Annotated in this window: 6 protein-coding genes; 3 read left to right on the top strand and 3 right to left on the bottom strand. The window is 70.2% G+C overall.

Annotation, left to right across the window (positions count from 1 at the left end; all coding sequences use genetic code 11):
• Positions 1-14: 14 nt before the first annotated feature.
• Both A3IC_RS72470 and A3IC_RS53705 read right to left on the bottom strand, forming a co-directional pair.
• Positions 15-1,928, bottom strand: a complete 1,914-nt coding sequence (locus tag A3IC_RS72470) for a hypothetical protein (protein WP_026218129.1) — start codon at positions 1,926-1,928, stop codon at positions 15-17.
• Between the two features lie 609 nt (positions 1,929-2,537).
• On the bottom strand, positions 2,538-3,593 hold the full coding sequence (locus A3IC_RS53705; protein ID WP_020550114.1) for an O-antigen ligase family protein: 1,056 nt from the start codon (positions 3,591-3,593) through the stop codon (positions 2,538-2,540).
• A gap of 99 nt (positions 3,594-3,692) precedes the next feature.
• Here A3IC_RS53705 and A3IC_RS0111055 point away from each other — a divergent pair, with 99 nt between their 5' ends.
• Positions 3,693-4,310 (top strand): NeuD/PglB/VioB family sugar acetyltransferase, encoded by a 618-nt coding sequence (locus A3IC_RS0111055; RefSeq protein ID WP_106668858.1) that lies wholly within the window; start codon positions 3,693-3,695, stop codon positions 4,308-4,310.
• Here the strand turns inward: A3IC_RS0111055 and A3IC_RS0111050 are convergent.
• Complete coding sequence (locus tag A3IC_RS0111050; protein WP_026218128.1) at positions 4,303-5,238, bottom strand: NAD-dependent epimerase/dehydratase family protein; 936 nt, start codon at positions 5,236-5,238, stop codon at positions 4,303-4,305. The two genes, A3IC_RS0111055 and A3IC_RS0111050, sit on opposite strands and share 8 nt — an antisense overlap.
• 230 nt (positions 5,239-5,468) lie before the next feature.
• On the opposite strand from A3IC_RS0111050, the gene A3IC_RS0111045 reads away from it, so the two are divergent.
• Together A3IC_RS0111045 and A3IC_RS62110 are read left to right on the top strand one after the other, a co-directional pair.
• Positions 5,469-8,696 carry a N,N-dimethylformamidase beta subunit family domain-containing protein gene (locus A3IC_RS0111045; protein WP_040876461.1) on the top strand — a complete coding sequence of 1,076 codons (3,228 nt, stop codon included), beginning with the start codon at positions 5,469-5,471 and terminating at the stop codon, positions 8,694-8,696.
• Positions 8,697-8,920: 224 nt separating this feature from the next.
• Positions 8,921-13,669, top strand: coding sequence for a DUF4082 domain-containing protein (locus A3IC_RS62110; RefSeq protein ID WP_026218127.1), 4,749 nt, complete (start codon positions 8,921-8,923; stop codon positions 13,667-13,669).
• The last annotated feature ends 489 nt before the right edge of the window (positions 13,670-14,158 follow it).

Raw genomic sequence — 14,158 nt, 5'->3', positions numbered from 1 at the left:
GACGCGGCGGGCACTCACGACCGGCGGGGTCCGGTCGGCTCGGCGGGACGGAGGGGGATGGCGGGGTCGTCGGGATGGTCCCGGGCGGCCGGGTCGCCGGGGCCGGCCGGGTCGACCGGCGGGGTCGGGTCGTCGGGCCCGTCGCGCTCGGCCTGCTCGGCCCGGTTCCCCGCGTTCCCCGCGTTCCCCGCGTTCGATGGGTCGACAGGGCCCGCCGGGGAAGGGGGGTCGACCTCGTCCGGAGCCGGCGCCCGACGCGCCGAAGCGAACGCGGCCGGCCGGCGCGGGGCGTTGCCCGCGGTCGCGGGCACCGGTGCCGCGGCGGCGGGAGCCGGGCGAGCGGGCTCGAACGCGGGTACGGTCGCCGGTGGCGAGGGTTCGGCGGCGGGCGTCGTGATCGGTGGGCTCGACACGGCCGAGGGCGCGTCGTCGGGCCGGGACGAGGCCGGAACTCGGGACCGGGACGGGACGGACGCGGCGGATGCGCTCGCGGACGACGCCCGACCCGAGTCGGACGTGCGTACGCTCCCGCCGGCCGCGGCCGACACACCGGCCCCGGAGCCGGGTGATCCGGACACCGCGGCTGCGGCCGCACCCGCAGCCGAGTCGCCCGCGCTCGCCACGCCCGAAGCCGAGGTGTGCGCGGCCCCCGCCCCGGCAACCGCCGTGCCGACCGCCGGGCCCCGCGTGGTCGGCGCCTCGGCAACCACCGCCGAGGCCCGGGCACTCGCCGCGCCCGCGGTTTCCGGTCCAAGAGCCGAGCCACCCCCGGTCGCCGTACCGGCGGTCGATGCCGCCTCAGCCGAGTTGCGCGCTGTGCCGTGCACGCCGGCCGCGGGCGCGCCCGAGCCGCGCGCAGTCGCCGGATCGGCATGGCCGGCCCCCGCCCGTGCCGCCTCCGGGCTCGGCGGCACCGGCTCCGGTGGGCGCAGTCGGCCGGAGCGCACCGCCTTTGCCACCGCGCGGGCCAGGCCGGCCGTTTCGACCGGTCCCAGGCCGTCCGCGGCGGGCAGTACCCCGAACACGTTCGGCCGCAGCGCCAGCCGGCGTCCACGCACGTCGCCCAGCACGAGCACCCGGCCGGCCCGGTCCCGGGTGAACGCGGCCAGTGCGCGCTCCGGTTCGGGACCGGACTCCGGGCAAACGCAGGCCAGGACGCGTACCGCCGGATCGGCGCACAACTCGGCGGCCGGGCGGCCGGCGAAGGCGGGATGTACCCCTCGGGCCACGCCGACCGCTCCCTCGGGCAATCGCCGTGCGAGCTGCGCGATCAGCGCGTGACCGAGATCCCGTCCGGCCGCCGGGTCCCCGGCCACCGCGAGCACCGGCGCCACCGCCGCCAGATCGAGCAGCACGACATCGGCGTCGAGCAAGCCGACCACGACCGGCAATGCCGCCCGCGCATCCGCCGCGGGCGCGCCCAGATCGGCCACCGCGGCCGACCACAGCAGGGGATCGTCCGCATCCGCCGACCACGGCCCCGTGACCTCCGGCACCTTGGCCGCCGCGAGCCGTACCGACACCCGATCGTCCGCCAGGACCACCGCCCAGGGTTCGGCGCCCGCCGAGCGCGCCTGGGCCACCCCGCGGATCGCGCGCTCGAACGTCTCGGGCGCGCCCAGGTGCCGGGTCAGTGTCGCCACCCCGCGGCGATCCCGCCGCCACGCGACGAACGGCGCCGCGAACGCCCGCCCGGTCGCCACCACCTGCTGCCACAACCCTCGGAACAACCCGCGCGGTCCCGCTCGTCGGACCAGTACCCGTACCAACACCAGGACGAGCACCACGAGTTCGAGCAGTGCCAGCCACGCGACGCCCCGGTTGCCGCTCCAGAAGTCCGCACCGAAAGGATTCGCGGCCGTTGTGCTGCTGATCGTGCCCTCCCACGGAACAGGTGAGGCCGAGGCCACCCGAAGATCAGTGAGCATTGAAGCAGTCGCACAGCGTATTCGAAAGACCTGAGGCGATATTGCGGAAAGGGCTTTCCGAGATCATCCGACACCGTTTCGGGGGTATGGCTGGACATCGGCGCACCGCGTCGACCTCATGGTCGACCGGCCCCGCGCCCACCCGGTGTAAGGGCTTGACCTGCACGTACGACGGGATGCGCAGGGCTCGTACACACCTGCGCGGCAGCGGCCCCCCGGACCGCCCGTCCCGCTTTCACTCATTCTCTGGAAAATCCCGCAACGAACTCGAAACGGGATTCCGGCAATCCTGCACGCGGATCGACAAACCTGCGAATCGACGTGACATTCCCCTTGCCTGGGAAATATGTGCGCCGTGTTGCGGCGATTCCACAAAATAGACGCGGAGTCGCCCGCGCGACACGGATCTGAGCATCATCTGAGGTTTCGCGTGCTCAGACGCGGGTGAACCCGGCATCGCGCCCGAACACCCCAAGGCCGCCACCCGGGACAATCCCACGCCACGCACCGGCCGACCCGCAGCCGTCCCGAACCCCGCCTCCGCCGAACCCCGCCCGCAGCCGAGCCCGACCCGCCGCACCCCTCGGGACCGCCCGCGACGCCCCCGCGCTACGACCCCCCGCGCGCCAACCGTGCCCGCAGCCCCGGATCAGGACCTGCCGTCGCCGCCCCCGTCAGCAGCCCGACCGCGACCAACACCACCGGGAACTCGGCCACATAGTCGATCGACGCCTGCACCACGAACGCGGTGAACGTCGCCGAACCGACCACCACCACCGCAACCGGCTGCGACGAGCGCCACAACCGCACGTACACCCACCCCACCAGCGCGACCAGACACAGCGCGCCCGGCACCCCCTGCTCGGCACTGTGCCGCAGCCACAGCGAGTGCGCCGAGTGCACATCCGCGTCCGAACTCGCGGTCGGACTGTTCGTCACGAACATCCCCGGACCCGTTCCGCGCAGCGGATAACTCTTCGTCAGATGCACGCCGTCGCCCCACAGTTGCACCCGCCGCTCGGTCAGCCCCGCCTCGGCGGCGCCCTCCACGCCGCCTGTGCGAGTACCGAGCGCCCCGAGCACCACGGTGCCCAGCGCCACGCCGACCACACACACCGCCGACACCAGTACGACCGTGCCCTTGCGATACACCGACGCCGACAACAACCCGGCCACCAACACCAAAAGCGCGCCCACCGCCGCGGCCACCGAACGCGTCGCGAATGCCGCGAGCACCAACAACCCGGCCAATAGCAGCACTTCACCCCGGCGCCGATCGGACGTGGCGAACAGGGCGACCAGACACGCACCACCCACCGCCTGCGCCACCAACGCGCCGTTCGCGTTCCCGTAGTGCAACGGCGGCGCGGTCGCGTCCCCGCTCAACGCACCCGGCCACAACACCGACATCCCCGCAACCGCGCCGGCGACCATCGCCGGCGCGAGTAACGCGGAACGCGAGCCGAGCAACCGCCCCGACACATACCCGCCGACCGCGGCCAACAGCGCGAGCAGGAACGCCTCCGGCTCACCGGCCCGATTCGCCGCCGCCACCAGCGCCCACAGCGCGGTCGCCGCGACCACGGCCGTACCCAGCAGATCGAGCCGGGACAGATACCGCGCCGAACTCCGGACCCGCTGGTCCCCTTCCCGGTCAGTCCCCACCGCACAACCCGCTTCCGCTCGACGATCCGGACCCACCCGTACCGCGCCCTCGTGCGCGTGCGCTCATCCCGGCCGCCCGGCGATGCCAGGATGTCCCTCATGCCGCTCTACATCTGCGGGGCCGGCGGCGTCGGCCGCGAAGCCCTCGACGCCGCGCTCGCCACCACGCTCACCGTCACCGCGTTCCTCGACGACGCCCGCGCCGGCGAGAAGGTGCGCGGCCTGCCGGTGCTGCGACCGAGCGAGGTCGACTCCGGTGACTACCTGGTCGGTATCGCCGCCCCGGCCGCCCGCGCCCGACTGGCCCTCCTGCTCGACGAACGCGGCCTGCGCGCGGTCACCCTCGTGCACCCGCGCGCGGTGATCTCGCCGGAGACCACGATCGCCGCCGGCTGCCTGATCCAGGCCAACGCGCACGTCTCCAGCAGTGTCACCCTGGGCCCGCACACGCAGGTCCACTACAACGCCACCATCGGACACGACGCGGTGCTCGATGCCCGCAGCACCGTGTACCCGGGCGCGAACATCTCCGGCAACGTGCACCTGTGCAAGGACGCCACCGTCGGCAGCAACGCCGTGGTCCTGCAAGGGCTGACCGTCGGCGCCGGCGCCTTCGTCGGCGCGGGCGCCGTGGTCACCCGCGACGTACCGGCGGGCACCACCGTGGTGGGCTCACCCGCTCGACCACTACGCCCGCGCGAGGAGCGGCTCAGCTGAGCCGAGACCGAAACCACGCGACCGTCTGCGCGAGCCCGTCCCGCAACTCGACCGGCTCCGCGGTCGGGAACAGTGCGCGCAGCCGCGATCCGTCGGCCTGCGAGTCGCGCACGTCGCCGGGACGCGGCGGCACGTGTTCGACCTCGACCGAATGCTCAAGCACCTGCGTCAACAAGTCGATCAGCGCGTTCAGCGAAGTCCGCGACCCGAACGCCAGGTTGACCGGGATGTCCGAGACCACCCGGCGCAGCACCGCGTCGGTGAGCACCGCACAGACGCTTCCGATGTTGGTGAAGTCGCGCGTCTGCTCGCCGTCGCCCTGCACGGACAGCGGCCGACCGGCCAACGCCGCGTCCACGAACCGCGGAATCACCGCCGCATAGGCGTGATCGGCCGGCTGACCCGGCCCGAAGACGTTGAAGAAGCGGAACGGCAACACCGGCAGGCCGTAGCAGTTGCCGTACGCGAGCAGATACGACTCGGTGGCCAACTTGCTGACCGCGTACGGGCTCAGCGGCGCGGTGCGCATGTCCTCCCGCTTGGGCAGCTCGCGATTGGCGCCGTACACCGACGACGAGGACGCGGCCACCACGTGGATGTTCCCGGCCCGCCGAGCCGCCTCCAGCACCTCCAGGGTGCCGGTCGCGTTGGCGTGATGGCTGGCCAGCGGCGCCTCGACCGAGCGCGGCACCGACGGCAACGCCGCCAGATGCACCACCGCATCCGCGCCCGCGAACGCGTGGTCGAGCAACTCCGGCTCCAGGATCGATCCCTGATGGAACGTCACCTTCAGGCCGGCCAGACTCTCCAGCGACCCCGTGGACAGATCGTCGACCACGTGCACGTCGCGCACGACGTCGTGGTCCTGCAACGCGGCGGCCAGATTCGAGCCGATGAAACCGGCACCGCCGGTGATCACTACCTTCACAAAGTCCCCCCGGACCATCATGCGGAACCATCCACGCCAGAGCCTGTGTTTCGAACTCCCCCAAGTCCGCCCCGAGGCCGGCCCGCCCCGGTTCCCGCACTGTACCCACGGCCCGCTTCACGAGAGGGCAAAACCCGGACAACAGGCCGGAACGTGCGCCACACTTTCCCCTATCTCGGACCCGGGACACCGCCCCGGTACCGAAGTTGGGGTGGGGGACACTCATGAACATGCCCAGGCTGCGGCTGCGCAGAGCAACGATTCCGACGCTGATCGCGTTGTTGCTCGCGCTGACGGTCGCGGCACCGAACACACCGAAGGCATCCGCGGGACCGTGTGACGCGCCGGTCACGAACGCGGTCGTCTGTGAGAACAGCAAGACCGGCAACCCGCGGACGGAATGGGACGTCAGTGGCGCCGGCAGCAGTTCGATCCAGGGCTTCTCCACCGATATCAGCGTCAACGCCGGTGGCCAGATCAAGTTCCGGATCGACACCACCGCGAGTTCCTACCGCGTCGACATCTACCGGCTCGGTTGGTACAACGGCAGCGGCGCCCGCAAGGTCTACACGATCCCGGCATCGGCGGTGACCCCGCGTCAGCAGTCGAACTGCGACACCGACAACCTGGTGACCGGACTGATCGACTGCTCGAACTGGACCGACTCCGCCTCCTGGACCGTACCCGCCGACGCGGCTTCGGGTTACTACATCGCCAAACCCACGCGCACGGACGGCTCTTCGGGCGCGAGCCACATCCCGTTCGTGGTCCGCAACGACGCATCGCACTCGGCGCTGCTGATGCAGGCATCCGACACCACCTGGCAGGCGTACAACGCGTACGGCGGCAACGACCTCTACACCGGACAGCCGGTGGGTCGGGCGTACAAGGTCAGCTACAACCGGCCTTTCACCACACGCGCCGACAACCCCGCGGACTCGCTGTTCAACGCCGAGTTCGCGATGTTGCGCTTCCTGGAGCGCAACGGCTACGACGTCACGTACTCGACCGGCGTCGACACCGATCGACGCGGCCAACTGATCAAGAACCATCAGGTGTTCCTGTCGGTGGGCCATGACGAATACTGGTCCGGCCCGCAACGGGCCAACGTCGAGGCGGCCCGCGACGCGGGCGTCAACCTCGCCTTCTTCTCCGGCAACGAGGTGTTCTGGAAGACCCGTTGGGAGAACGGCGGAATCAACGGCAACGGCCCCGACCACCGCAACCTGGTGGCGTACAAGGACACCCACGCCAACCAGTCGATCGACCCGCTCGGCCCGTCCGTGTGGACCGGCACCTGGCGCGACCCGCGCTTCTCGCCGCCCGGTGACGGCGGTCGGCCGGAGAACAACCTCACCGGCACCATCTTCACCGTCAACTGCTGCACGACCGACATGAACGCCAACGGCGCCGACGGCCGGCTGCGACTGTGGCGGAACACCCGCCTGGCCACCCTCGGCCTCACCGCACAGACGACGCTCGGAAGCGGAACCCTCGGCTACGAATGGGACTCCGACCTGGACAACGGCGCGCGACCCGCGGGCCTGATCCGGCTCTCGACCACGGTCAAGTCCGGCATGTCCGTGCTCCAGGACCAGGGGTCCACCTATGCCGACGGCAGCTCGAAGCACAGCCTGACCCTGTACCGCGCACCCAGCGGCGCCCTCGTCTTCGGCGCGGGCACCGTGCAATGGGCCTGGGGCCTGGACGTCTACCGCGTCGGCGCCAACGGCACCGTGGACACCGCGATGCAGCAGGCCACCATCAACCTCTTCGCCGACATGGGCGTGCAACCCGGCACGCTGATGGCCGGCATGGTCGCGGCCGTCAAGAGCACCGACACCACGCCGCCCACCTCGACCATCACCGCGCCCACCAACGGCGGCAGCCTGCCCGCCAACGCCAACGTGACGATCACCGGCACCGCGACCGATACCGGCGGCAAAGTCGGCGGCGTCGAGGTCTCGGTCGACAACGGCGCCACCTGGCACCCGGCCACCACCGGCCGGGAGAGCTGGACCTACGTGTTCACCACCGGCCCGGGCGGCTCGCTCACCATCAAGACCCGGGCCACCGACGACAGCGCCCGCATCGAGAGCCCGTCCGCCGGCGTCACCGTCACCATCGGCGGCCCGCCGCAACCGGTCGTGTGCCCGTGCACCCTGTGGACGCCGACCGACCAACCCTCCTCCGGGCCCGACCCGGACACCGCCGCCACCGAACTCGGCGTCAAATTCCAGCCCGACCGGGCCGGCTTCATCACCGGAATCCGCTTCTGGAAGGACGCCGCGAACACCGGCACGCACACCGGGACGCTGTGGTCCTCGACCGGCACCCAACTGGCCACCGCCCCCTTCATCGGCGAAACCGCGTCCGGCTGGCAACAGGTAAGCTTCGGTCAGCCCGTACCGGTCACCGCCGGCACCACCTACGTGGCGTCCTACCAAGCGCCCAACGGCAGATACAGCGCCGACCAGGGCGGCCTGACCAACGCGTACATCCGCGGGCCGCTCACCGCGCCGGCGAGCAACACCGCCGGCGGCAACGGGGTCTACCGATACGGCACCGGATTCCCGACCTCGACCTGGAACGACGCCAACTTCTGGGTCGATCCGGTGTTCACCACCTCCAACACCACACCGACCGGTCCCGCGCCGGTGGTCACCGTGACCGTCCCGGCGAACGCGGCGATCTCGGCCCCGGTCGGCGGCAACATCACCGCGACCTTCGACCCGGCGGTCCAGCCCGCGACGATCGTGTGGTCGGTCACCAGGTCGGACAACGCCACCGTCGCCGGCACCGCGAGCTACAACGCCGCGACCAGGATCGCGACCTTCGATCCGAGCACCGACCTGACGCCGGGCGCCTCGTACTCGGTCACCCTCAGCGGCGCGCAAACCGCCGAGGGCACCGCGATGGCCCCCAGAACGTGGTCGTTCACCACGGCCGGCAGCACCCCGCCGCCGACCTGCAACCCGTCCTGCACGATCTGGCCCGCCTCCGCGACGCCGGCCGTGCTCTCCGACACCGACACCACCGGCATCCAACTCGGCGTCAAATTCAGCAGCACCGTGCCCGGCACGATCACCGGACTGCGGTTCTACAAGGGTCCCGGCAACACCGGCACACACACCGGGACGATCTGGTCCACTCAGGGCAACATCCTGACCAGCGCGGTCTTCGGCAGCGAAACCGCCTCGGGCTGGCAACAGGTGAACTTCACCCAACCGGTCCAGATCGCCGCCAACACCACCTACGTGGCCTCGTACTACGCCCCCCAGGGCCGGTACTCCTCCACGGAAGGCGGATTGACCTCGGCGGGCGGCACCGGGCCGATCAAGGCATCCGCGTCCGGGAGTGTCGGCGGCAACGGCGTGTACGTCTACGGGACCGGCTTCCCGACCAGCACCTGGAACGACAGCAACTACTGGGTGGACGTCGTCTTCACCACCAACTAGCCGACAGCGGTGCCGGATCACCCGATGGACCCGGCACCGAGCCCCGAACCGACCGACGCACAGCGGTGCCGGGTCACCCCCCAGCGACCCGGCACCGGGTGCGGCACCGGCACCGATCCGTCGGCTGCCGGCCTCGGGAAGCGCACGGCGACCCGACTTCGGCGCGCCGTACGCCCACCCGAACCCACGAACCGACCGTCATGCCATTGAGGAGCACCAACTCGATGAAGGCTGCCCGCGCCAGGACCAGATCGGGTCACCGACAACGCAGAGGGACGTGGACGAGCATCGCGTTCGCCGCGATCGGCGCGTTGCTGTTCACTTTGTTCGCGCCGATCACCGCGGCGCAGGCCGCACCATGCAGTCCGTGCTCGCTGTTCGCCGGCGCCACCCCGAGCGGCGCCGTGACCGACACCGACGCGGTGGCCGTCGAGGTCGGGGTGCGCTTCAAGCCCACCGGCAACGGCACGATCACCCAGATCAAATTCTGGAAGGACGCCGGCAACACCGGTACCCACACCGGCCGGATCTGGGACACCGCGACCGGCACCGCGACCTCGGTGACCTTCATCGCCGAGAGCGCGTCCGGCTGGCAGACCGCGAACTTCGCGCCCCCGATCCCGGTCGCGGCCGGATCCACCTACATCGCCTCCTACGTCGCGCCGGTCGGCCGCTACACGGTCACCGACAACTTCTTCGCGACCGACCACACCGTGGAACAACTCGTCGCCCCGGCGAGCAACGGCAACCAGGGCAACGGCGTCTACACCTACAACCCCGGCGGCGGCATGCCGACCGACTCCTACCAGGCCGGCAACTACTGGGTGGACGTCTCCTTCGTCCCCGGCGCCGACACCACGCCGCCCACGGTCACCCAGACCACTCCGGCCGCGGGTGCCACCGGAGTGGCCACCGCCGCCCCGCTGTCCGCGACCTTCAGCGAGCCGGTACAGCCCGCCACCGTGCAGTGGGCGGTCACCCAAACCGGCGGCCCGGCCGTGGCCGGCACCGCGACGTACAGCGGCAACACGGCGACCTTCCAGCCCACCGCGGCGCTCGCCGTGTCCACCGGCTACACCGTCACGCTCACCGGCGCCAAGGACGCCGCCGGCAACACCATGGCCACCAAGTCCTGGTCCTTCACCACCGGCACCGGCAGCAGCCAGTCCGTGGAGACCAGCATCTGGACCGGCCCGGTCAGCCCGAGCACGCCCAACCAGACCGACAACAACAGCGTCGAGGTCGGGGTCAAGTTCCGCACCGCCACCGACGGCCAGATCAAGTCGATCAAGTTCTGGAAGCTCACCGCAAGCACGGGCGCCTACGCGGTCAGCCTCTGGGACAAGAACACCCAGACCCGCCTGGCCACCGTGCCCAACGTGAACCGGACCGGCAGCGGCTGGCAGACCGTCGACCTGCCCAGTCCGATCACCGTGCACGCCGGCGTCACCTACGTCGCGTCCTACTTCGCCCCCAACGGCAACTACCCGGCCAACACCGGCTCGTTCTCCCAGCCCGTCGGCAACTCGATGATCACGGCCCTGGCCGACGGCGTCGACGGCGGCAACGGCGTGTACAAGTACAACGCCGGCAGCGTCTACCCGACGGACAGTTGGAACGGCAGCAACTACTGGGTGGACGTGGTCTTCAGCACCAATGCCGAGGACACCGTCGCCCCCGCGGTCACCGACATGACACCGACGCCGAATGCCAACGGCGTGCTCTCCGGCATCCAGCCCTCGGTGACCTTCAGCGAACCGCTCAAGCCCACCGACCTGAACTTCGTACTCAAGCGCAACGGCGCGGTCGTGCCCGGCGAACTCGAACTCGACAACCCGACCACACCGACCCAGCTCACCCTCAAGCCGAACGCCGAACTGGCCTACGGCACGCCGTACACACTCACCGTGAGCGGCGTCAAGGACCGCTCCGACAATGCGATGCCGGACGCCACCTGGACCTTCACCACCGGCCAGGCCCCGCCGACGCCGCCGTGCGACGCGCCCAACACCGGCCCGATTCTGGTGATCAAGGCCGACTCCAATCCGTTCAGCTGCTACTACACGGAGATCCTGCGCAGCGAGGGCCTCAACTCGTTCGCGGTCAAGGACGCGAGCGCGGTCACCGCGACCGTACTCAACGGTTACACCACCGTCGTACTCGGCGACTTCGCGCCCTCGGCGCAACTGGTCACCGACCTCACCACATGGGTCAACGCGGGCGGCAACCTGATCGCCATGCACCCGCGCGCCGCCCTGGCCGGCCTGCTCGGCCTCGGCACCTCCGGCGGCTTCCAGGCCAACCAGTACATGAAGGTCGACAGCGGCACCGCCGCCGGCGCCGGCATCTACAGCCAACTGAGCATGCAGTACCACGGACCCGCCGACGTCTGGACGGTCCCCGGCGGCGTCGGCACGGTCCGGGTCGCGGACCTGTACACCCGCACCGGCACCACCCCGCTGGGCCCGGCCGTGACCACCCGCACCGTGGGCAGCGGCACCGCGTCCGCGTTCACCTACGACCTGGCCCGCTCGATCGTGCAGACCCGCCAGGGCAACCCGGCCCAGGCCGGCGTCGAGAACGACAACTTCTCCGACAGCGGCGGCCCGCTGATGCGCGCCGACGACATGTTCTACCCGGACTGGATCGACCTCAGCCGGGTCCACGTCCCGCAGGCCGACGAGCAGCAACGCCTGTTCGCCAACCTGATCGAACTCGGCAACCGCGCCAAGGCCCCGATCCCGCGAACCTGGTACCTGCCCGGCAACGCCGCCACGGCCGCGCCCGACCTGCTCAAGGTCGTGATGGTCTCCACCGGCGACAACCACGGTCAGAACCTCAGCGACATGCAGGGCAGAGTGACCCGCTACAACAACAACAGCTCCGACCCGGCCTGCGCGAGCCCGATCGCCGCGCTGCGCGACGCGGCGGTGCGCAACTGGAAGTGCATGCGCGGCACCATCTACGTCTGGGGTCCGGGGCCCCAGGGCACCCAGGCGCCCTCGGTGTCCGACGTGCAGAACTGGACCGCACAGGGTTTTGAGATCGCCCGCCACGTGGACGAGAACGGCAGCTGCCCGCAGCTGCGCGCCGGCGCGTCCCAAACGGACATCAACGCCGAACTCGGCGCGGTGTACGAGAACAGCCTGAGCGACTTCACCCGCTATGCGCCCCTGAAGCCGACCACCAACCGGACACACTGTCTGACCTGGCCCGACTGGAGTTCGAACGCCACGATCGCCCGGGCCAAGGGAATCCGGCTCGACACGAACTACTACTACATGCCGGATTACTGGAAGAACACGTGGGGCGGCCCGCTGATGAAGGCGAGCCCCGGTTTCTTCACCGGTTCCGGGTTCCCGATGCGATTCACCGACCCCAGCGGTCAGCTGATCGACATCTACCAGGGCACCACGCAGATCAACGACGAATTCCAGCAGGTCTACCCGGACACCTTCGACCAGCTCGTCAACGGCGCGAACAACGACGGCTTCTACGGCGCTTTCGTGATGAACAACCACACGGACTCGGCGAACGCCAACGGCGGAGTGGGCAACGTGGGCCAGCTCGACATCGAGCAGGCACTGATCGCCTCGGCCAAGGCGAAGAACGTCCCGATCGTTTCCGCCAAACAATTGCTGGACTGGACCGACGCCCGAAACGCCTCCACGATCACCGGCCTCAACCGGGTCGGCAACTCGGTCACCTTCACGGTCAACCAGAACGCGGCCGCGATCAACCTGATGACGATGTTGCCGACCACCGGCTCGGACGGCACCACCCTCACCGCGCTCTCCCGCGGCGGCTCCGCGGTCACCTTCCAGAAGACCACCGTCAAGGGCATCGAGTACGCCGTCTTCGACGGGACCTCCGGCGCGTACACGGCGACCTACGCCAACCCGGTCGCGCCGCAGATCGCCCAGGCCAAGGCGGCCCCGGCGGCGGACGGCTCGGGCACGCTGAGCTGGACCACCGACGTACCGGCGACCACCGAGATGCAGCTGGGCACCAAGCCGGGCGAGCTGCCGATCACCCAGAAGAGCGTGGAGACCGCGGGCGAGCACAAGATCGCCCTGGGCGCGCTCAAGCCCGACACCACCTATTACTACCGACTCACCTCGGAGAACGCGAAGGGCGAGCGCACGGTCTGGCCCGCCCGGAACGCCAAGCCGGCGGAATTCCGCACGCCCAAGGCCGACCGCAAGGCACCGGTGATCAGCGACGTCTCGGTCAAGACCTGGCCGGACGGCAGCGCCGACCTGTCCTGGAAGACGGACAAGCCGACGACCACGTCGGTGCTTCTGGGTGACAACCCGACGTCGGTTCGACCGGTGTACGCGGACCGGAAGCAGTCGACCACCGAGCACCACGCCAAGCTCGGCCACCTCGGCTCGGGCAGGACGTACGCCTTCGCCCTCGCGGGCGTCGACGCGGCCGGGAACGAAGGGACCTGGACGGGCGGCGGCGGAAAGAAGAAGGACACCGCGCGGCTGGTGATGCCCAGGCCGGGTGTCGCCGAGACCGGTGCCTTCGACTTCACCAACGGCACCGTGTCCGGGGGAGCGGTGAGCGGTGATCGGCCGGATGCGCTGACCCTGGACAAGGCCGCGACCGGTACGTATGTGTCGAAGCCGCTGGACGCCGGGCGAATGGTGACGTGGTTGACCGGTGACTGGCAGGCCGAGATTCCCAAGGGCGCCACGCTGCGGGTATCGGTGCGGACCGGAACGACGGCCGTCCCGGACGCGAGCTGGACGCAATGGAAGGACCTGTCCCGACCGGGCGACACGGTCGGCGGCGCGTCGCGTTTCCTGCAATACCGGGTGGAGCTCACCGGCGCCGGCCGCGCGCTTCCCATGCTCAAGGGCATCGGCTTCACCAACGACGGCACGGTCACGACCACACCTCCGGTGACCGAGGCCGGACCGAACACGGTGCCGGGCCCGAAACCCCCGACGGGGAAGGGGCGTTGACCCTCGGCTGAGCCCGCGGGGACGGTACGGGCGGCCGGGCCCGGAGCGATTTGGCGCTCCGGGCCCGGCCGTGTACTGTTGCGAAGTCCGCCCGGGAGGCGAGCCAATCCATGATCACCGATTAGGCGATCGGGAATGCGCTCCGCTAAAGTCTGCGGGCGCCGCCAAATGCCTCGAAGAATGTAAATTCCCGATGGCCGAAGCGGTGGGCGAAGCAGACCGCAAGGACTGCTAAGCTCGAAGAGCCGGAAGCCAAGGAAACGAGAGTTTCGAAGGCGGAAAGCAACGGACGAAAAGCGGGTCGCAGGATCTGCTAGAGTCCGGAAGGCGGAAAACGCGGAAACGCGGTGGAAGCCGAAAGCGAGGAAAGCGAAGCCGCCGAAACGGTGTGCTAAGCTGGAGACGCGAAAGCGAAACAAAAGAAACACAACGAAACACCTGAACGTTAAACGCCCGGAGGGCGCGGTTGACTCCGCACCAAAGGAAGCG

The sequence above is a fragment of the Embleya scabrispora DSM 41855 genome (assembly GCF_000372745.1).
GTDB lineage: Bacteria > Actinomycetota > Actinomycetes > Streptomycetales > Streptomycetaceae > Embleya > Embleya scabrispora.
Note: the sequence above shows the minus strand (reverse complement) of the source record. Positions and strands in the feature narration are given on the sequence as shown.

What these genes read in the sequence shown, in the direction of transcription:
- A3IC_RS72470 (WP_026218129.1), bottom strand. Translation starts at nt 1,928, where the DNA reads ATGCTCACTGATCTTCGGGTGGCCTCGGCCTCACCTGTTCCGTGGGAG.
- A3IC_RS0111055 (WP_106668858.1), top strand. Translation starts at nt 3,693, where the DNA reads ATGCCGCTCTACATCTGCGGGGCCGGCGGCGTCGGCCGCGAAGCCCTC.
- A3IC_RS0111045 (WP_040876461.1), top strand. Translation starts at nt 5,469, where the DNA reads ATGCCCAGGCTGCGGCTGCGCAGAGCAACGATTCCGACGCTGATCGCG.
- A3IC_RS62110 (WP_026218127.1), top strand. Translation starts at nt 8,921, where the DNA reads ATGAAGGCTGCCCGCGCCAGGACCAGATCGGGTCACCGACAACGCAGA.